General features: G+C 69.5%; 16 protein-coding genes. 7 read left to right on the top strand and 9 right to left on the bottom strand.

The genetic code is table 11. The annotated features are described in order from the left end of the window. Positions 1-112: 112 nt before the first annotated feature. The 7 genes from ABIE19_RS00130 to ABIE19_RS00100 are packed head-to-tail and all read right to left on the bottom strand — an operon-like array spanning position 113 to position 9,771. Entirely contained in the window at positions 113-1,273 is a 1,161-nt protein-coding gene (locus tag ABIE19_RS00130; RefSeq protein ID WP_354087077.1) for an aminotransferase, read from the bottom strand. Between the two features lie 42 nt (positions 1,274-1,315). Continuing rightward, a complete protein-coding gene (locus ABIE19_RS00125; RefSeq protein WP_354087076.1) occupies positions 1,316-2,086 on the bottom strand; it encodes a 2,3-dihydro-2,3-dihydroxybenzoate dehydrogenase in 771 nt (256 codons plus the stop codon). Continuing rightward, positions 2,083-5,973 carry a non-ribosomal peptide synthetase gene (locus ABIE19_RS00120; RefSeq protein WP_354087075.1) on the bottom strand — a complete coding sequence of 1,297 codons (3,891 nt, stop codon included), beginning with the start codon at positions 5,971-5,973 and terminating at the stop codon, positions 2,083-2,085. The genes ABIE19_RS00125 and ABIE19_RS00120 overlap by 4 nt, the downstream gene beginning before the upstream one ends. Before the next feature lie 9 nt (positions 5,974-5,982). Beyond that, positions 5,983-6,246 (bottom strand): phosphopantetheine-binding protein, encoded by a 264-nt coding sequence (locus ABIE19_RS00115; protein WP_354087074.1) that lies wholly within the window; start codon positions 6,244-6,246, stop codon positions 5,983-5,985. Then, the gene (locus ABIE19_RS00110; RefSeq protein WP_354087073.1) at positions 6,243-6,890 is read right to left on the bottom strand and encodes an isochorismatase family protein; all 648 of its coding nucleotides are present in this window, start codon (positions 6,888-6,890) and stop codon (positions 6,243-6,245) included. Before ABIE19_RS00110 ends, ABIE19_RS00115 begins: the two co-directional genes overlap by 4 nt. Next, positions 6,887-8,515 carry a (2,3-dihydroxybenzoyl)adenylate synthase gene (locus tag ABIE19_RS00105; RefSeq protein ID WP_354087072.1) on the bottom strand — a complete coding sequence of 543 codons (1,629 nt, stop codon included), beginning with the start codon at positions 8,513-8,515 and terminating at the stop codon, positions 6,887-6,889. Before ABIE19_RS00105 ends, ABIE19_RS00110 begins: the two co-directional genes overlap by 4 nt. Then, positions 8,512-9,771, bottom strand: a complete 1,260-nt coding sequence (locus ABIE19_RS00100; RefSeq protein ID WP_354087071.1) for an isochorismate synthase — start codon at positions 9,769-9,771, stop codon at positions 8,512-8,514. Before ABIE19_RS00100 ends, ABIE19_RS00105 begins: the two co-directional genes overlap by 4 nt. A 148-nt stretch (positions 9,772-9,919) precedes the next feature. Here ABIE19_RS00100 and ABIE19_RS00095 point away from each other — a divergent pair, with 148 nt between their 5' ends. Then, positions 9,920-10,591, top strand: a complete 672-nt coding sequence (locus ABIE19_RS00095; RefSeq protein WP_354088564.1) for a response regulator — start codon at positions 9,920-9,922, stop codon at positions 10,589-10,591. After that, complete coding sequence (locus ABIE19_RS00090) at positions 10,569-11,975, top strand: HAMP domain-containing sensor histidine kinase (protein WP_354087070.1); 1,407 nt, start codon at positions 10,569-10,571, stop codon at positions 11,973-11,975. Before ABIE19_RS00095 ends, ABIE19_RS00090 begins: the two co-directional genes overlap by 23 nt. A gap of 13 nt (positions 11,976-11,988) precedes the next feature. Here the strand turns inward: ABIE19_RS00090 and ABIE19_RS00085 are convergent, their stop codons facing one another. After that, positions 11,989-12,903, bottom strand: a complete 915-nt coding sequence (locus ABIE19_RS00085; RefSeq protein WP_354087069.1) for a LysR family transcriptional regulator — start codon at positions 12,901-12,903, stop codon at positions 11,989-11,991. A gap of 250 nt (positions 12,904-13,153) precedes the next feature. On the opposite strand from ABIE19_RS00085, the gene ABIE19_RS00080 reads away from it, so the two are divergent. The 3 genes from ABIE19_RS00080 to ABIE19_RS00070 all read left to right on the top strand — a co-directional run bounded on the left by ABIE19_RS00080 (position 13,154) and on the right by ABIE19_RS00070 (position 17,223). Beyond that, the gene (locus tag ABIE19_RS00080; protein WP_354087068.1) at positions 13,154-15,256 is read left to right on the top strand and encodes a TonB-dependent receptor domain-containing protein; all 2,103 of its coding nucleotides are present in this window, start codon (positions 13,154-13,156) and stop codon (positions 15,254-15,256) included. A gap of 18 nt (positions 15,257-15,274) precedes the next feature. Continuing rightward, a complete protein-coding gene (locus ABIE19_RS00075) occupies positions 15,275-16,696 on the top strand; it encodes a YncE family protein (protein ID WP_354087067.1) in 1,422 nt (473 codons plus the stop codon). An 80-nt stretch (positions 16,697-16,776) separates the two neighbouring features. Then, positions 16,777-17,223 carry a transcriptional repressor gene (locus tag ABIE19_RS00070; protein ID WP_354087066.1) on the top strand — a complete coding sequence of 149 codons (447 nt, stop codon included), beginning with the start codon at positions 16,777-16,779 and terminating at the stop codon, positions 17,221-17,223. Here ABIE19_RS00070 and ABIE19_RS00065 read toward each other — a convergent pair. Continuing rightward, on the bottom strand, positions 17,220-17,945 hold the full coding sequence (locus ABIE19_RS00065) for an alpha/beta hydrolase (RefSeq protein ID WP_354087065.1): 726 nt from the start codon (positions 17,943-17,945) through the stop codon (positions 17,220-17,222). The genes ABIE19_RS00070 and ABIE19_RS00065 overlap by 4 nt on opposite strands. 112 nt (positions 17,946-18,057) lie before the next feature. On the opposite strand from ABIE19_RS00065, the gene ABIE19_RS00060 reads away from it, so the two are divergent. Together ABIE19_RS00060 and ABIE19_RS00055 are read left to right on the top strand one after the other, a co-directional pair. After that, positions 18,058-19,116 carry a FecCD family ABC transporter permease gene (locus ABIE19_RS00060; RefSeq protein WP_354087064.1) on the top strand — a complete coding sequence of 353 codons (1,059 nt, stop codon included), beginning with the start codon at positions 18,058-18,060 and terminating at the stop codon, positions 19,114-19,116. Continuing rightward, positions 19,113-19,898, top strand: a complete 786-nt coding sequence (locus ABIE19_RS00055) for an ABC transporter ATP-binding protein (RefSeq protein ID WP_354087063.1) — start codon at positions 19,113-19,115, stop codon at positions 19,896-19,898. Before ABIE19_RS00060 ends, ABIE19_RS00055 begins: the two co-directional genes overlap by 4 nt. The last annotated feature ends 7 nt before the right edge of the window (positions 19,899-19,905 follow it).

The raw sequence follows: 19,905 nt of genomic DNA, 5'->3' as shown, positions 1-19,905 counted from the left end.
GATCGCCTCCCAGATCCGACGCGCCCCGGCGTCGATCAGGGCCAGTAGGGAGGTTCTGCAAAGGAAGCGCGACGCCGGGGTGACAGATTCTCCGTCCCGCGCGGTTTCCGCTCTACGCCCAAGCACGTCTCGCCTGCCCCAGGCGCTCCGCCGCCTGATCCAGCATGGCGTCGGGCTTGGCGAAGCAGAGCCTCAGCACGCCGTCCGCCGCTGGACCTGACATGAAGGCCGACACCGGAATCCCCGCCACCCCATGCTCGGCCACGGCGCGTTCGGCGAAGGCCTGGGCCGTCATCGACAGCCCCGAAGCCGCCAGATCCAGGCACAGGAAATAGGTCGCCTCTGACGGAAGAACCTGGAAGCCCTCCGCCGTCAGGGCCGCCGCCAGACGATCACGCGATCGCGCTAGGGATCGCGCCTGGACCTCGAACCGCTCCATGGGCCAGGCTAGGCCTTCGGCCACGGCGGCCTGGAGATTGGGCGCGGTGGTGAAGGTCAGGTATTGGTGCGCCTTGGCCGCCGCCTCCAGCAGGGCGCCGCCGCCGATCATCAGCCCCACCTTCCAGCCCGTCAGGCCGAACAGCTTTCCCGCCGAACCGATCTTCAGCGTCCGCTCGAACATGCCCGCGACGGACGACAGGCTGACATGGCGACAGTCGTCGTAAACCAGCCGCTCCCATACCTCGTCGCTGATCGCGATCAGGTCGTGTTTCAGGCAGACGGCCGCGACCGCCTCCACCTCTTCGCGGCTGAAGGCGCGACCGACCGGGTTCAGGGGATTGTTGAAGACCAGGGCGCGCGTCCGGGGCGTCACCGCCGTCTCCAGAAGATCCGCCGTCAGCCGCCAGTGCGGCGGCGTCAGGGCCACGGTCCGCGCCGCGCCTCCGGCCCGCTCGATCAGGGGGCGATAGGCGTCATAGGCCGGCTCGACGACCACAACCTCGTCGCCGGGAGAAATCGTGGCCAGAAAGGCGGCCGCCAGGGCCTCTGTCGCGCCAGACGTGACCACCAGGTTCTCGGCCGTCAGGGCCAGCCCGTCGAACCGGTTGTAGAAGGCGGCCGCCGCCGCGCGCAGTTCCGGCAGGCCGCGCGACGGCGGATACTGGTTGCCTCGCTCCGTCAGGGCGCGCGCCGCCGAGGCCAGCAGGTCGGCCGGTTCTCTTCCGTCCGGAAACCCCTGCCCCAGGTTGATCGCGCCGTGCGCGCGGGCCAGGCCGGACATGGTTTCGAACACCGTGGTCGGCAGACCGTCGAAAAGGGAGTTGAGCCGCATCCGCCCACACTACGCAGGATAGGCTTCAGGGAAAGCCCTGGCTCAACCCTTCAGCGTGGCCCCGCCGTCGACGTAGAGGTCGGTCATGGTGATGTGGGCGGCGCGGTCGGACAGCAGGAAGACCACCGCCTCGGCGATGTCTTCCGGCGTGGCCAGCCTCTGCAGCGGAATGCCCCCCTTGAAGGTCTCGGGCGAGCCGGCGATGACGCGGGCAGCGCCGTCCTCGTCGGCCCACATGCCGGTCTGCATCGGCGTCAGGGTCGAGCCGGGGGCGACGATGTTGCAGCGGACGCCCCTGGGCCCCAGTTCCAGCCCCAGACAGCGGGTGAACATGGTCGCCGCCGCTTTCGACGCGGCATAGGCCGCCATCGCATGGCGCGGCACACCCCCCGCGTTGGAGCTGACGGTGACGAAGGCGCCCTTGCCCCTTTCGCCCATCCGGCGCGACGCCGCGCGGCCCAGATGGAAGACGCCATCCGTATTGACCGCGAAGACGCGGCGCCATTCGGCGTCGGAGGTCTGATCCACCGTCACATTGGACAGGACGCCCGCCACGCTGGCGACGAGGTCGATCGGGCCGTCTTCGGCCTCGATGCGGTCGAACAGGGCGTCGACCGCCGCGCCGTCGGACACGTCCAGCGGCTCGACGCGCACGCCGTTCAGGAAGGCCAGACCCGACAGGGCGGTGGACGGCAGGTCGGTGGCGACCACGCGCGCGCCCTCCTCGACCAGCAGGCGCGCCACGGCGGCGCCGATGCCGCCGCCCGCGCCCGTGACCAGGGCCAGACGGCCGGACAGTCCGCTGTCTCTCATCGTATCATTTCCTCTGCGGCGGTCATGCGGGCGTCCAGCGCCGGGGCGATCAGGGCCGTCGCCGCCGGCCCGGTCAGTTGCGGATGCAGGAAGGGAACCTCGACCACGTCCAGATCGGCGGCGTAGGGCCGCCACAGACCGGGCGTCAGGTCGCGCTCCTTGTGGTCCAGCGCCGCGCGGACGTGGGTGGTGCGGCCGTCGAAGGGCCGATGATGGTGCTCGCGGACCAGACGATTGGTGTCCAACACCACGCGGATCACCCCGTCCAGCGCCGCTTCGGGCAGGCCGCCCAGAGCGCTGTCGCCCGCCTTCAGGAAGGCGAGGATGGCCGCGCAGCTGCGTAGCTCGGGATACTGGGTCGGGTCGTATCCGGCGATGGCCAGCAGGGCGCGCATGGCGTCGACGGGGTCGGGCTCCGGCTCGGCGCGCCAGCACTCGGCCGGGTAGGAGTCCAGCATGGCCATCAGCCCGACCCTGACCCCGCGCCGCTCCAGCTCGACCGCCGCCGCCTGGGCGATGATGCCGCCGACAGACCAGCCTGCAATGTGGACCGGGCCGGACGAGCCGAGCGCCAGAATATGATCGACGTATGCGGACGCCAGCGCCTCGATCCCGTCCGGCAGGGCGTTGGCCGGGTCCAGCGCGGGCGACTGCACGCCCCACACCGTGCGACGCGGCGACAGGGCGCGCGCCAGGGTGCGATAGCCCCACGACAACCCTCCCGCCGGATGGATCAGGAACAGCGGCGGCAGGGCCGGATCGCCCTCGGCCAGACGGATCAGCACGCCCAGCCCATTGTCGAAGTCCAGAGCCTCGGCGTCGATCAGGGCCGCCAGTTCGGCCACGCGCGGCCGGTCGAACAGGGCGCCCAGCCCCGGATCGCGCCCCAACCGCTCGCGGATCAGCATCATCAGATGCACCGCAAGCAGGGAGTCGCCGCCCAGGGTGAAGAAGTCGTCGTCGGCGCCCGCCGGTTCGGCCCGGCCCAGCGTCTCGGCGAACAGTTCGGCGATGATTTTCTCGGTCGGTGTCTCGGCCGCCCGGCCTGCCGCCGCCTCGAACACCGGGGCGGGCAACGCCTTGCGGTCCAGCTTGCCGTTGGAGGTCGTCGGCAGGGCGTCCAGAGTCACGACGGCGGCCGGGACCATGTAATCGGGCAGGCGCGCGACCAGCCTGGCCTTCAGAGCGGCGGGATCGTAGCTCTCGGCCGGGACCAGATAGGCGACCAGGCGGCGCTCTCCCGGCCGGTCTTCGCGCGCCAGCACCACCGTCTCGCGAGCCAGGCCGCTGGCGATGACGGCGACTTCGATCTCGCCCAGTTCGACGCGCAGGCCGCGGATCTTCACCTGATGGTCGCTGCGACCCAGGTAGACCACCGCCCCGTCCGCCCGCCTGCGCGCCACGTCGCCGGTGCGATACAGGCGCTGGCCGGGATGGTGCGGGTCGGGGATGAAGCGGTCCTCGGTCAGGTCGGGCCGGTTCAGATAGCCGCGCGCCAGCTGCACCCCGCCCAGATGCAGATGACCGCCCATGCCGGGCGCCACGGGGCGCAGCCGCTCGTCCAGAATGACCAGCCGCGTGTTCCACACCGGCCAGCCGATCGGCATGGGGCGGGACGCATCATCCGGCCCGGCCGTCCAATAGCTAACGTCCACCGCCGCCTCGGTCGGGCCGTAGAGGTTGTGCAGTTCGGCGCTCACCGTCTGGTGGAAACGGTCGCGCAGTTCGGCGGGCAGTTCCTCGCCGCTGCAGAAGACGTGGGCGGCCGCGATCCCCTTGGCGGCCGGATCGGCCAGGAAGGCGGACAGCATGGAAGGGACGAAGTGCAGGTCGGTGATCGCATGACGGCGGATCAGCCCGGCGATGGCGGCCGGATCGCGGTGCGCGCCGGGCGGGGCCACGACCAGTTCGCCGCCGGAAATCAGCGCGAGGAAGAACTCCCACACCGAGACGTCGAAGGTGGCGGGCGTCTTCTGCAGGATGCGGGTATGGGCGCCGACGCCGTACTCGGCCTGCATCCACAGCAGGCGATTGACGATGGCGCGATGCTCGACCAGCACCCCCTTGGGATCGCCGGTCGACCCCGAGGTGTAGATGACATAGGCGGCGTCCTCGCCCCCCTGCGCGACGGCAGGCCCCGCCCCGTCCTGCGGCCAGTCGGCGGGCGCCAGCAATGCCTCGCCGAACGCGGTGCCGATGTCTTCATGGGCCAGCACGACGCTCGGTCCGGCGGCGCGGGCGATGGCGGCGATGCGCTCGGCCGGATGCTCGAGATCCAGCGGCAGATAGGCCCCGCCTGCGCGTAAGGTCGCGACCAGCGCGATCACCAGCTCCAGCGAACGCGGCAGGGCCACGGCCACGAGGCTCTCGCGCCCCACGCCGCGCGCCGCCAGGGCCGAGGCCAGCGCGGCCGTGCGGCGGTCCAGCTCGGCGTAGGTCAGGGTCTGATCGCCAAAAGTCAGCGCCGGGGCGTCCGGCGTCGCCTTCATCGCCGCCTCCAGCAGGGCGGTCAGGGTCGTGTCGGGAACCGGGTGGGCCGTGGCGTTGAAGGCTTCCAGTTCGCGCGCGGCTTCTTCCGGCGTGGCGATGGGAACCTCGCCCAGCGTCTCGGCGTCGAGGGCGTTCGTCAGGAAGGCGGCCAGACGCTCGGCGTGGGCGGCGGCTTCGTCCAGCGTATAGAGGTCGGGGTTGGCGTCGACCTCCAGCGTCAGAGCCGGGGCGGCGTCGCCGCGGAAGGTGAAGCTGATGTCGTCCACCGGGCCGGCGCCCAGCACCTTCAGCGTCGTGTCCAGCCCGGCAAAGCGCGGCGGCAGGTCGAACGGCAGGACGTTGACCAGCGGCCCATACAGGCGCCGCGCCCCGCCGATCAGGCCCAGGTCGCGCCGAAGTTGCTCGCTGCGATAGCGGCCGTGGCGGCGGGTCTTGATCAGGGCCTTGGAGGCGAGGATCAGTTGCTCGTCCAACGGCGCGTCCTCATCCAGCGTCAGGCGCAGCGGCGGAACGTTCATGATCATGGCGGGCGTGCGCGCCGAGGCGCTGCCCATGCGGCCCATCCACGGCACGCCGATGACGGCCTCCTCCGCGCCCGAGAAGCGGCGGACATAGGCGGCGCCGATGGCGGTCAGCACGTCAGGCCAGGACAGGCGCCCGGCGTCGGCGCGGGCGCGGAGGCGGGCCGTGACCTGCGGCGGCAGGGCGCGCTCGATGCGGTGGAAGCGGTGGGCGGTCGTGGCCTTGCCGGGCGCCAGGGAGGCCACCTCGGGCGCGTCGCCCATGATCTCGCGCCAGTAGACGGCGTCGGCCGTGCGCTTGTCCGAGGCACGATAGGCGGCGTCCTCGTCCCATACCCTGGCGATGGGGTTGAAGACCGGACCCGGCGCCGGGCCGCCACGCGCGGCGTTGTAAAGCTCGGCTGTGCGGTTGGTCAGCAGGGCCATGCCGAAGCCGTCGGTAGCCAGATGGTGAACGCGCAGGCTCCACAGGAAGCGTTGCGGTCCCATGCGGAACAGGATGTTGGCGGCCAGCGGATCGCGCGTCGGGTCCAGCGGCGTCTCATGGTCGCGACGCATGGCCGCCACGGCCTCAGCGACCGGATCGGCGGCAGCGGCCACGTCCACGACCTGAAGCAGGGGACGATGGGTCAGGTCTAGAGTCTGGACGACCTCGCCGCCTCGCTCGACGAAACGCAGCGACAGGGCCTCGGCCTCGGCGGCGGTCTGGTCGACGGCGGCGCGGAAGGCTTCAACGTCCAGATCGCCCTGGATGTCGAGATAGTGGGCCGTGTTGAAGATCGGGTTGGCCGGGTCCAGCCTCTGGGCGAACCACAGGCCGGATTGGGCTTCCGTCAGCGGATATTCCAGCACCGCCGCCATGCGTCCGTCGTCCATGATGTCAGGTCAGGCGTCGTGACCGGCTGCGCGCAGGCGCGCCTGAACCACGCCCCACCAGCCTGCGAGCGTGGTGTGCTCGGCCAGTTCGCTGAACTCCAGCGGCACAGCCTCGCTCCACGCCAGCGACAGGTTGAGGGCGCGTAAGGAGTCGACGCCCAGGTCCATCAGATTGTCATCGTCCAGAATGGAGTCCGGCGTTTCGTGCAGCACGGCGGCGACATCAGCGCGCATCCGCTCCAGCGTCAGATCCTGCGGGGTCAGCTTGGTCATGTCAGTCGTTCCAGAACGCGCGCCGTCGAAAGGGCCACGGCGCAGGTGTCGGCGGCCCAGGCCACCGCGCCCATATGTTTCTCACGCGAGAAGTCGCCCAAAGCGTCGGCGACGAAGAAGGGTTCGATATCGCGCTGAAACGCCTCGGCCGCCGTCAGCTGGCAGCCGATATGGGCGTAGACGCCGCAGACGATCAGTTGATCCCGCCCCCGCACGCGCATCAGAGTCTCGAGGTTGCTGCGCTGGAAGGCGCTGTAGCGGTGCTTGACCAGGGGAAAGTCGCCCGGCGCCGGGGCCAGTTCAGGCAAAATCTCTTCATGCTCGGGCGTGCGGCTCATGCCCGGTCCCCACAGGTCGGCCTGCAGGCCCCGGTCGCGGCGGTCCTGATCGCCATGCTGGGCGGTGTAGAAGACAGGAACGCCCGCCGCCCGCGCCGCCGCGATCAGCCGGGCGATGTTGGCGATCAGCCCAGGCAGAGGCTCGGCGCTCGGTGCATAGGGACGCATGAAATAACGCTGCATGTCGTGGACCAGCAGGGCGGCGCGATCACGCTCCAGCGTCCACTGGGCGCGCGAGGCGGGAATCTCCGCCTCGGTCGGCAGGGCGTAGGCCGGGACGGCAGGAAGACCCTTCGAGACGCTCACGCCTTGCCCTCGTTTTCCAGAATGCGCTGGCGAAGCGCCGCGCGCAGTTCGCGGCGGCTGACCTTGCCCACGGCGGTCACGGCGAAGTCGTCGACGAAGACGATCTGGTCCGGCACCTTGAAGTCGGCGATGTCGCGCTTGCGCATCCAGGCCTTCAGCTCGACGCCGCGCGGCGCGGCGCCGTTGGGGATGACGAAGGCGCAGATCCGCTCGCCCAGATAGTCGTCCGGCGCCGACACCACGGCCGCGTCGAACACGGACGGGTGGGCCAGAAGGTGATCCTCGACCTCCTCGGCCGAGATCTTCTCGCCCGCGCGGTTGATGTGGTCGGTGGCCCGGCCCATGACCACCAGATAGCCCTCGGGCGTGCGACGCACCACGTCGCCGGTGCGATAGAAGCCGTCCTCGGTGAAGGACCGCGCATTGGCCGCCGGTTCGTTGTGATAGGCCCGGATCGTATAGGGGCCGCGCGTCAGCAGATCGCCCGGCTCGCCCTCGGCCACGGGCGCGCCCGCGTCGTCAACGATCAGGATCTCGTCGTCGGGGCTGATCGGCCGCCCTTGCGTCTCCACGATCAGGGTCTCGGGGTCGTCCAGCCGGGTGTAGTTGACCAGCCCTTCGGCCATGCCGAACACCTGTTGCAGGGTGCAGCCCAGTTCGGTGCGCACGCGCCGCGCCGCCTCGGGCAGGAACTTGGCCCCGCCGACCAGCAGCACCTGAAGGCTGGACAGGTCGTGGGTCTTCTTGGCCGCCGCCTGCATCCACAGCAGGGCCAGAGGCGGCACCAGGCCGGTGATCGTCACCCCCTCGCGCGCGATCAGGGGGAAACAGACGTCCGGCGACGGCGACGGCGCCATCACCACCGTCGCTCCGACATAGAGGGCGCCCAGATAGCCCGGCGAACTCATCGGGAAATTATGCGCCGCCGGCAGGGCCGTCAGATAGACGCTTTCCGGCTCCAGCCCCGAGATGTCGGCGCTTTCGCGCACGCTGTAGAGATAGTCGTCGTGGGTGCGCGGGATCAGCTTGGACAGGCCGGTCGACCCGCCCGAAATCTGCAGGAAGGCCACGTCGGACGGATCGGCGTCCTGCGTCGGCAGGGACGCAGGATCGGCGCGGAAGGCGTCCAAGGGTGCGAACTCCTCGGCCTCGCCTACCACGATCACGTGGCGCAGTTCGGGAACCTCGGCCTGAACGGCGCGGGCCAGGGCGCGGTAGTCGAAGCCCTCATGCCGATCGGCCACGACATAGGCCGAGGCCTCGGCACGCGTCACGAAATGGACGACCTCGGTCGAGCGGTGCGCGGGCAGGGCGTAGACGGGGATCAGCTTGGCCCGGAACAGGCCGAAGATCACGCTGAGGAACTCCGGCAGGTTCGGCAGTTGCACCACGACCCGGTCGCCAGGCTTCAGCCCCAGCGCAAGGAAGCCGGCGGCGACCGTCTCGGCCTTTTCCAGCAGTTCGCCATAGGTCCAGCACTGCTCCATGCCGACCACGGCGACGGCGTCGGCCTGCGCCTCGGCGCGACTGCGCAGCAGTTGGGAGAAGGTCTCGCCGCGCCAATAGCCCTTGGCCCGATAACGCGCCGCCATGTCGTCCGGCCAGATCTGTTGCAGGGGGATCATAGGCTCGCCTCATCTACGCCCAGGGCGCGCAGCACGGCCTGGAACTTGCCCGACGTCTCATCCGCCTCGGCGGCGGGGTCGGAGCCTTCGACAACGCCCGCCCCCGCATAGAGCCGCGCCTGGTCGCCGCAGACTTCGGCGCAACGCAGGGAGACGTACCAGGCGCCGTCTCCGGAGGCGTTGGTCCAGCCTACGGCCCCGGCGTAGAAGCCCCGGTCGTAGCCTTCCAGGTCCCGGATCAGTTCCGCCGCCTGGTCCCGCGGCGAACCGCAGACGGCGGGCGTCGGATGCAGCAGGGCGGCCAGATCGGCGGCGGATGTCTCGTCCGGGCGGTGCAGCCGCCCTTCGATGCGCGTGCCCAGGTGCCACATGGTCCGGGTCGAGACCAGGGCCGGCGCCGGCGGGGCGCGCAGGTCGCTGCACCAAGGCGTCAGCAGATCCATGATGGCCTCGACCACCAGGGCGTGTTCTCGGCGATCCTTCTCGGACGCCAGCAGGTCCTGGGCCGCCGCCTCGTCCTGCGACAGATCGGCGCTGCGACGCGCCGACCCGGCCAGGGGGTGGGACAGGACCGCCGGGCCCCGCTTGGAAACCAGAAGCTCGGGGGTCGCGCCGACCAGGCGACGCATGGCGCCGTCCTGGCCCTGGCCCAGCGGGACCAGGAAACGCGCGGCGGTCGGATCGGCCTTGAGGTCGCGCCACAGGGCGAAGGGGTCGATCGGCGCATCCGCCTGAACCAAGAGGCTGCGCGACAGCACCGCCTTATCGAGCCGCGTCGGGCCGTCCCGCGACGCTCGCATCGCTTCCAATGCCCGGGCCACCGCCTGTTGATAGTGCGCCCGCGACGGCTGCGAGGTCAGGCGCATGCCGCGGAGCGGGACTGCTCCGGCTCGAGGCGAAGCCCAGGGGCGGTTGGCGGCGCGCTGCGGCAGGAAAAGACGATCCTCGGCCTCGCGGTCGAACGGCAGGGCGCCGACCAGAAGACGCGGCGACGGCGCCTTCGTCTCCGTCGCGGGCGGAAGATCGGCGAAGAAACGTCGCGTTCGCTCGCCCAGCGTGGCCGCCGGTCCCGGCGTCAGACGTCGCCGCATGCCCGTAGTGAACAGCCGAAGTTCCGGGGTGGTCAGGCCGAAGGCCCAGTCGAGCGACGAATCGCCGCCTCCCTGCTCGGCGGTTCGACGCTCAGACGCGCCGTCTCCGCCGATTTGAATCGACAGATCGGGCGCCCCCCAGAATTCCGCCGTCCTGACATCCATGACCCAACTCGCCGAAAATCACGCTGTTGCATGTCATTCGCAACAACGGAGCCTATAGCCGCCCAACCTTCGCGCGACCTTGCCGTGAGATTAATTCGCAATTGACCTGACCTCGCCCGCGCATCGCGCTAGAAGCAGGGTCATGCGAATGCTTATCATTGACGATGACGCTCGGACCCGCGCCTTCGTCGCCGACGGCCTGCGGCAACAGGGCCATACGGTGGACGAGGCGGCCGAGGGCGAGACAGGGCTGCACATGGCCGTGGAAGGCGCCTATGACGCCGTCGTCATCGACCGCATGATGCCCGGCCTTCCGGGGCTCGAAGCCGTCCAGGCGATGCGGACCGCCGGGCTCAAGGCGCCTGTTCTGATGCTGACCGCCCTGGGCTCGGTCGACGACCGGGTGGCCGGCCTGAACGCCGGCGCCGACGACTATCTGGTCAAACCGTTCGCCTTCAGCGAACTGAGCGCCCGTCTTCAGGCCCTGGTGCGGCGCCCACCCCTGGCCGATGCGCCGATGCGGCATCAGGTCGCCGACCTGGAGGTCGATGTCGCCGCACATCGGGCGACGCGCGCCGGCCGGACGCTGGACCTGACCCCGCACGAGTTCAAGCTGCTGGAGCGCCTGGCGCGCAACGCCGGACATGCGGTGACCCGGGCCATGCTTCTTGAAAGCCTGTGGGGCTTCCATTTCGACCCGCGCGCCAACCTGATCGACGCCCACGTCAGCCGTCTGCGCGCCAAGGTGGACCGCGGCTTCGACCGCGACCTGATCCATACGATCCGCGGGGTGGGCTATGTTCTCAAGACCCCGGAATAGCCGTCGTCGCCCTTCAGTCTGGTCGACGGCCGGACTGCGCTACGCCGTCGCCTTTTCGGCCCTGTTCGCGCTCGGCGCCGTCGTCATGGTCGCCGGGGTCGACTACGGCCTGATGCGGTTCGCCGAGGCCGAGGTGCGGGACGGCCTGAACCATCAGATGGAGGTGATGCGCGCCGACGCCGACCGACACGGCACCGCCCGACTGGTGCAGGAACTGAACGCCGAGGCCCGCAATCGCGACGCGCGCCGCTATCTGCTGCTGGTCGAGGCCCCGGACGGCGCCGTCTTTTCCAACGGCCTGACCCGCCTGGCGGTCAATGAAGCCGGCTTTCGCCGCAACCTGCCCGACAAGGGACGCCCGACCCGCTGGCCCGACCAGACCCCCAACATGCTGACGCTCAGCGCCCGGGCGGCGGACGGCGGCCTGCTGGCGGTCGGACGCGACATCCAGCATCTGGACGAACTGCGCGGCGGCATTCGCCGCTACGCCCTGTGGAGCGGTCTGGCGCTGATCCTGCTGGCGGTGGGCGGCGGATGGATTTCCGGTCGATTGTTCCTGCGACGGCTGGACGAGGTCAATCAGGCGGTCGGCCGGATCATCGCCGGTCAGGAGTCCGCACGCCTGCCCGCCGTCGGCCTGGGCCGCGAGTTCGACGAGTTGGCCGTCAACCTGAACCACATGCTGGATCGACAGGAAGCCGCCCTGACCACCCTGAAGACCCTGTCCGAAAGCGTGGCCCATGAACTGCGCGCCCCGCTGAACCGCGTGCGGAACCGGCTGGAAGACATCGCCGCCGGCCTCGACGACCCCGATGCGCGCGCCGACGCCCTCGAACGCGCGCTTGAGGAGACGGATCAGGTCAGCGCCCTGTTCGAGGCGCTTCTGGCGCTGGCGCGCATCGAAAGCGGCGGCGCGGTTCTCAAGACCGAAAGCGTCGACGCCTCCGCCCTGGTCGAGTCCGTGGGCGAAATCTATCGGCCGTTCGTCGAGGAGGCCGGCGGCCGTCTGGAGATCGACGCCCAGCCGACGCAGCCGCTCAGGGCGGATTCCGCCCTGTTGCAACAGGCCGTGGCCAATCTGATTGAAAACGCCGTCTTCCACGGCGGCTCGCCCACGCAGATCAAGGTAGCCGCCAGGACGACCGAAGATCTGACGATCATCAGCGTCTCCGACCAGGGTCCAGGCGTTCCTCCGGAAGAGCGGGACAAGGTGGTGCGACGCTTCTATCGCCGGGAGCATGGCGCGGGGCGGGCGAGCGGTTCCGGCCTCGGCCTGGCCATGGTGGATGCGGTCGCCCGCGTTCACGGCGGCGCGTTGCGCCTGTCGGACAACGGTCCGGGCCTGAGAGCGGAGTTGATCCTGCCGACGACCACCGACGCCTGACCTCGGCCCCGGTCTATCGCGACGCCGCACCGACGAAGGCGGCGGACAGGGCGTCCGCCAGCCACCGGGTTCCTGCGTCCAGATCCGAACGTTCGTGCCACACCAGATGATAGTCGAAAGGCCGCATGCCCTTGGGCGCCGGGAAGGTGCGAAGATCATGGGCGACGGCGAATCTTTCTGCGGCTCGACGCGGCAGAAGCGCCACCGCCTCTCCCTCCTTCAGCAGATAGGGCGCCAGGGAGAAGCTCTCCGCCCAGACCAGGACGCGGCGGTCCGCGATTTCAGGCAGGTCCTGGGCCACCCAGTCGCCGAAGCCGTCGCCGACGGAGGTCGCCACATGGGGCCAGAGCAGAAGATCCGCGCATGACGGCGGCGCCTGGTGCACGGGATGATCGGTCCGAGCCAGGCCCAGATAGGTCTCCTGGAACAGCCAGCGCGACTTCAGCCCGGCCCCGTCGGGGTTCCACCCCGTCAGAACCAGGTCCAGGCGACCGTCTTCCAACCGCCTCAAGCTGGCGTCCGACAGGGATTCGACCGCCAGTTCCACTCCCGCAGCCTCGCGTTCAATGCGCGCGATGACCGGCGCGAGGACGCTGAGCAGTCCGAAATCGGTGGAGGCCAGGCGGAACACCCGCTTCATGCGCGCGGGCTCCGCCCCCGGATCACGCAGAAGCGCCTCGCCCGCGTCCAGCCAGGCGCGCAGGGGCGCCAGGATCGCCTCCGCCCTGGGCGTGGGCGTCATGCCGCGCGGACCACGGACCAGAAGGGGATCGTCGAACTGATCGCGCAGACGCGCCAGGATCCGGCTCATGGCCGGCTGGCCGATCCCGAGCCGCTCAGCCGCGCGCGAGACGCTGCGCTGCTCGATCAACACCGACAGGTGCTGCAGCAGGGTGAAATCCGCGCGGTGGGGAAGCCGCCCCGACATAGGCCTTGTTCCGACATCTCGAGGAATAGGACGGCCTCGATATTAATAACGAATATCAATTGCAACCTTCATGCCTCTGTCTCTTAGGACCCGCCGCCTTCATGTCCCAAGGCGAATGCGGCCCATGCCGAATGCGGCATTGAGGCAATTTTGCGAATGATTATTAGAAGCGCCCGTCGCTCGCACCGTCGAGCCTCCCTCCCCGCCGGGCGCACAACGCCCGACCAACGCATGCCTTCTGGGGGCGCAGATGCCTATTTCCACTCGCCGCATCGGGCTCGGCCTGATGACGTCCACCCTGCTCGCAACCTCGCCGGCCCTGGCGGAGAACAACCCGCTGGCTCCGGGCGTCGATCCTCAGGCCGTCGCCGTGGCCGACGTGATCGTCACCGCCTCCGGTTCGGCCGTCGATACCCGCGACGCCCCCGCTTCGGTCAGCGTCATCACGCGTGAAGAAATCGAACGCCAACCGGTTCAGAGCCTGGGCGAACTGCTGGGCCGTCTGCCCGGCGTGACCGGCGGCGTCAGCCCGACCGGCGCCATGTCCAAGATCACCATCCGCGGCCTGCCGGACAACTACACCCTGGTGCTGGTGGACGGCCGTCGCGTCGGCAACTCGCGCGACATCAGCTATCGCCCCGACCTGGGCCGTCAGGATCTGAACTGGATCTCGCCCGACATGATCGAGCGTATCGAGGTGGTGCGCGGTCCGATGTCGTCCCTCTACGGCTCTGATGCGATGGGCGGGGTCATCAACATCATCACCCGCAAGATCGCCCCGACGTGGCGCGGCTCGGCCAACACCAGCTACACTTGGTCCGAGGAGTCCGAGCGCGGCGACGCCTATCAGCTGGGCGTCAACGTGGCCGGTCCGCTCGCGGAGAACCTGGGGCTGAGGCTGGGCGCGACCTACGCCCGCACCAATCCGGACGAGGTCAACATCGCCGGCGCCAACGGCACGGGCGGCGTCGTCAACAAGAGCCTGAACGGCGTGCTGAACTGGGCGCCGATCCAGAATCACAACTTCTCGTTCGAGGCCAACTACGGGGTGGAGGAGCCCCTGGCGCCCAAGCTGCTGGTGCCGAACCGCAACGGCGTGCTGACGCCTCAGGGCGCCTTCGGCTCCGAGACCGAGCGCACCAACTTCCGCGCCAGCCACGAGGGCGAATGGTCCTTCGGCAAGACGCGCCTGGACGTCTATCGCAACGCCTTCGAGAACAAGGCCATGGGCGAGTACGGCGGCTCCGGCGAGTTCGAGGAGCTGATCATCGACGGCCTGTGGAACTTCGAGAAGAATTTCGTCTGGCGGCACAAGTTCGCGCTGGGCGCCCAGTACCGTCAGGAAGAGCTGACCAACACCGACACCATCGGCACGGTGCCGATCGACTATGACGGCAACGTCATCACCGGCGCCACGCTGAAGGGCGACACGGCGGCGATCTTCGCCGAGGACCAGATCACCCTGCGCGAGAACCTGCTGCTGACGCTCGGCGGCCGCCTGGACAGCCATGACAAGTACGGCGAGCACTTCAGCCCGCGCGCCTATCTGGTCTGGCATCCCGCTGAGGCCTGGACCATCCGGGGCGGCGTCTCCCAGGGCTTCCGTGCGCCGTCCCTGAAGGAGAACAGCGCCGGCGCCGCGACCCAGTCCGGCGGCAACGGCTGCCGGGGCCTGATCGGCATGGCCGCCAAGGACAAGAACGGCAATCCGATCCTGGACGGAAACGGCAAGCCCCTGGTCTACACCTCGGGCGGCTGCTGGATGGCGGGAAACCCGAACCTAAAGCCCGAGGAAAGCACCAGCTACGAGTTCGGCTTCGCCTACGACGGCGCCGCCTACAGCTTCGCCGCCACCTATTTCCACACCGACTTCGAGAACAAGATCCAGTACGCGCCGCTGGGTTATTTCGAAGGCCGCTGGTGGACCAAGAACGAGAACGTCCAGCGCGCCCGCACCAAGGGTCTGGAACTGACCGGCCAGGCCAGCCTGCCCTACGACCTGACCCTGCGCGCCAACGCCACCTGGATGATCGAGGCCAAGAACCTGGATACCGGCGCCAGCCTGATCACCACGCCGGAATGGTCGGGGTACGCCTCGCTGGACTGGCGGGCGACGGACCGTCTGGGGCTCATATTGTCGGCCCAGTACACCGGCGAACAGTTGAGCGGCGGTTCGACCCTGACTAACGCCCGCACCGAGTTCGATCTGACCACCGCCTATGAGGCGTCCGACACGGTGACCCTGCGCGCCGGCGTTTCCAACCTCTTCAACGAGAAGGTCAGCGGCACCGCCGGCGACGGCTACTACTCGCCCGGCCGCCGCTTCTTCGTTGGCCTGACCACCCGCTTCTGATCCGGAGATGCAGCGATCATGATTAAACTGAGCCAATCCCTTCGCGGCGTCGCCCTCGGCGCCCTCCTGGCGGCCTCGGCCGTCGCGGTTCCTGCGGTCGCCTCGGCCCAGGCCCTGTTCTCGGCGCCCGAGCGTCTGGTCGAAGGCCAGGTGAACTTCTCGTCCGGCGAGCGCGGCAGACCCGTCCTGCCGGGCGGTCCGGTCGTGGCCAGCGGCCGCGGCTTCCATCCCGGTCAGAACGTCGTCCTGATGTACGGCCAGACGCCGCTGTCGACCGGCCCGATCACGGCCAACGCCGAGGGCGGCTTCGAGGCGCGCCTGACGCTGCCCGCCGACGCCCAGCCGGGCAATCATCCGATCGTGGCGGTGTCCCAGGCGCCCTACAACGCCGTCCTGGCCAATCTGAAGATCTCGCCGAACGTGCCGCTGTCGAACGAGGCGGCCTATCGCGTGACCAACGTCCAGCCGACGCGCGGCCTGTATCAGACCGCCTACAGCGCCAAGCGCAACGCCGTCTTCGCCACCTCGGCGGTCGGCCGTCCGCCGGTGCGCCAGTCGGAGCTGCTGCGCCTGAACGCCGACACCCTGGCGGTCGAGGCCCGCGTCACCCCGGCCGCCGCACCGGGCCGCACCGGCCGCGACGGTCAGCCCCAGGACGGCGGCGTCTTCGCCGTCTACGGCGTCGGCGTCGACGACGCCCATGACACCGTCTGGGTCAGCAACAGTCGCCAGAACACGGTCGCCGTCTATCGCCAGTCGGACCTGTCCCTGGTGCGCCAGTTCGAGCCGGGCACGGTCAACCACGCCCGCGACGTCGTCATCGACGAACAGGACGGCAAGGCCTACGCCAGCGCCACCTTCGAACCGGAGGTCGTGGTGTTCGACACCGGCGCCCTGACGGTGGCCAAGCGGATCAAGATCGACTCGACCGTGCGCGGCGAGACCTTCTCGGCCGCCAGCGTCTCCTACGACCGCGAGGCGCGCCGTCTCTACGTCGCCTCCAACTCGACCAATGAGATCGCGGTCATCGACACCCGCACCGACACGGTCGAGCATGTCTTCCCCGTGCCGGGCGCGCGCGGCGTGATCGGCGTCTCGCATGACCCGCAGACCGACCGCATCTTCGTCGCGGCCCAGGGCACCGACAATCTGGTGGTGCTGAAGGGTTCGGACGGATCGGTCGTGGCCGACACCCCGGTCGGCGCAGGCGCTTTGAATGTCGTGTTCGAACCGAGATCGCGTCGTGTCTTCGTCAGCACCTTCGGCGCGGGCACGGTGACGGTGGCGGACGTCGACGGCCGCATCGTCGCCAACCTGCCCGCCCCGCCCGTGGCCAACCACGTCTCGACCGACGGGCGCGGCAATATCTACGCCGCCGTCAAGTCGGGCTGGACCAACGAGGGCAACGACTCCGTCCTGCGGATCCGCCCCGCGCGCTGATCCTCGCCAAGCCGATCAGGGGCTCCCGCCGTCGCGCGCGAGCCCCTCTTCATGTCCAACAGTTCGCCCCCATTCTTTCAATGCCGCACGCCCCCCTCGCCGCTGTCTGCGAAACCGAGATCGAACAGGCGCTGAAGGCGCGCGGCCTGTTGCTCAACCGGTCGCGCCGCGACGTCCTGCATGTCCTTTTGAGAGCACCGCAGCCGCTCGACGTGGACGGCGTCCTGGCGACCGCGCGTCGCGACGGCAGCCTGGTCTCCCGCGCGGCGGTCTCTCGCTTCCTCACCCTGCTGAACGCGCTGGGCCTGGCGGAGGTCGCCGCTCGTCGGAACGCGCGGCGCTTCTTCCGCCTGCGACGCGCCACGCGGACCATCAGCCTGAGCTGTGTCCAGCGGAACGAGATCCTTCAGATTCAGGACGACGCCCTGGCCGACTCCGTGGAGCAACTGCTCGAACGTCTGGGCTATCGCCTGGCCGAAGGCATAGAATTCCGCGTCGAGCCCATCGAAGAGCGCGACGCCGCCTAGGCGCCCTTGAGCGGAGAGGCGAAACGCAGGGCGGCCGGAAGAGCGGCGTAAGGCGTCGAACCGTGATCCTCGTCCTCCAGAACCCGCAGCCGCGTCCCGCCTGCATCAGCCAGGCCCTGCATGTTGGAGATCATCCGCCGCGCCAGATGCGCAGGCGGCAGACCCGGCGTCTCCTCGCGTTCGCCCACCACCGCCAGCAGATCAGTCTCGGCGTCGGAACGGACAGGCTGCGCGGCGATCACGTCCGGATTCCACCAGATCGACGGGCTGGCCGCGACATAGCGGGCGAAGGGCGCGGCGGCGGCGCGCGCCTGCAGGACGAAAAGGCCCGACATGGAATGCCCCATGAGGGCGACGTTGTCGGGATCCGCCCCCTCGGCGACCAGGAGCGGCAAGATCTCTTCGGTCAATCGACGCAGCAAACCAGCGCCCTGGGGGACGACATCCCGCCCGTCGGCGCCGGACGTGAAGACAAAGGCCGAAATTCGGTCCGGCGCATCCGTCAGAGACACGCCCAGGATCATCAGCGGATCGACGCGCGTCTTGGCCGACCGCCGGATCAGGCGACGCGCCATCTGCACCGCCGCCTCGAAATAGGCCTCGGCTTCCAGAATGATCAGAACGGGCCGCCCCTGCGGCGAACGTGACCCTTCCGGCAAGCTGAGGCGCAGTTCCAGGCTGGGCGCGCCGTCGACGGCTGGCAGTCGCAGGACCCTGGTCAAGGCAGCGGAAGGGTCGTCAAGAAAGGCGGGGGAGGTCTGCATCATTCCGCCACCCTAGCCGATCCGGAAGCAAACATGTATTGCGACGCATTCGCTGAGTGGAGGTCGTCAATTGGCGGACGCTGAACGCGCTGCGCCCGAGGCCGTGATCGCCTATTCCCGGGACATCCGAACCAGGCTTCTGGCCATCGCCGCCCTGGCCGTGCTGGCGGTCGTCGCCCTGCTTCTGGACATAGCGACGGGGCCTTCCTCGATCTCGCCGCTGACGGTCCTCGCCGGCGTCTTCGACCCTTCCAGCCTGACGCCGGCCCAACAGGCCATCGTCTGGCAGGTGCGCCTACCCTACGCCCTGATGGCCATGATGGTGGGCGCCGCCCTGGCCCTGGCGGGGGCCGAGATGCAGACGGTGCTGAACAATCCGCTGGCCAGCCCCTTCACCCTGGGCGTGTCCTCGGCCGCGTCGTTCGGCGCCTCCCTGGCCATCGTGCTGGGCGTGGGCGCCGGCTTCATCGGGGCCGACTGGCTGGTGCCCTTGAACGCCTTCGTCTTCGCCTTCGGCTCGGTGCTGGCGCTCCAGGCCCTGGCGCGGCTGAAGGGGTCGGGGGTCGAGAACATCGTCCTGTTCGGGATCGCCCTGGTCTTCGCCTTCAACGCCCTGACGGCCCTGGTGCAGTTCCTGTCCTCGGCCGAGGCCCTGCAGCAGTTGGTGTTCTGGACCATGGGGTCGCTGTCGCGAGCCACGTGGAGCAATGTCGGGGCCCTGGCCCTGGTGCTGGCCCTGGTCGCGCCCTTTTCGCTTCTGTCCTCGCGCGGGCTGACCGCGCTGCGGCTGGGCGAGGACCGGGCCATGAGCTTCGGCGTGGACGTGAAGCGTCTGCGCTTCCTGTCCCTGCTGCGGGTCAGCCTGCTGTCGGCGACCGCCGTGGCCTTCGTCGGCGCCATCGGCTTCATCGGCCTGGTCGGGCCGCACATCGCACGTCTGCTGGTCGGCGAGGACCACCGCTTCTTCCTGCCGGCCAGCGTCCTGGCGGGAGCCGTCATCATGTCCCTGGCCTCGGCGGCGTCCAAGGTCATCGTGCCCGGCGTTCTGATGCCGGTCGGCATCGTCACCGCCGTGATCGGCGTGCCGGTCTTCCTGGTGCTGATCTTCCGCAACGGAGGACGGGGATGAGCAGGCTGGACATCCGCGGCCTGACCGCCGGCTACGGCGGTCGTTCAATCGTCGAGGCGCTGAGCCTGCCGCCCCTGGCCGCCGGCGAGGTGGCGTCGGTGGTGGGACCGAACGGCGCGGGCAAGAGCACCTTCCTGCGCGCCCTGGCCGGCCTGATCCCGACCAAGGGCTCGATCCGACTGGACGAGACGGAGCTGACGGGCCTGTCGCTGGCCGACCGGGCCAAGCGCGTCACCTACATGCCCCAGACCCTGCCGCAGGGCGTGGCGCTGACCGTGCTAGAGACGGTGGTCGCCTCGATCCGAGCCACGCCCCTGGGCGGCGCCGACTTCACCGACAAACAGGCCGTCGAACGCGCCTATGAGGTGCTGCAACGGATCGGCGCCGAGGCCCTGGCCGGACAGAGGCTGGACCGCCTGTCAGGCGGGCAGAAGCAGTTGGCGGGCCTGGCTCAGGCCCTGGCGCGCGAACCGCGCCTGCTGCTGCTGGACGAACCGACCAGCGCCCTGGACCTGCATTATCAGCTACGCGTGCTGGACCTGGCGCGCGAGGCGGCGGCCGAGCGGGGCATGACGGTGATGATCGTCCTGCATGACCTTCAGGCGGCGGCCCGCGTCTCGGACCGGATCGCGGTCATGACCCAGGGACGGTTGGTCGCCTTCGGCGCGCCGGACGAGGCGGTGACGCCCGGCATCCTGGCCCAGGTCTACCGCGTTTCGGCTCGCGTCCTGCGGTGCGAGCGCGGCGCGCTACAGGTCATGATCGACGGCGTGCTGACCTGAAAAAAGA

The sequence above is a fragment of the Brevundimonas faecalis genome (assembly GCF_040549405.1).
Classification (GTDB): Bacteria; Pseudomonadota; Alphaproteobacteria; order Caulobacterales; family Caulobacteraceae; genus Brevundimonas; species Brevundimonas faecalis.
This window is presented reverse-complemented; position numbering and strand designations above follow the sequence as displayed.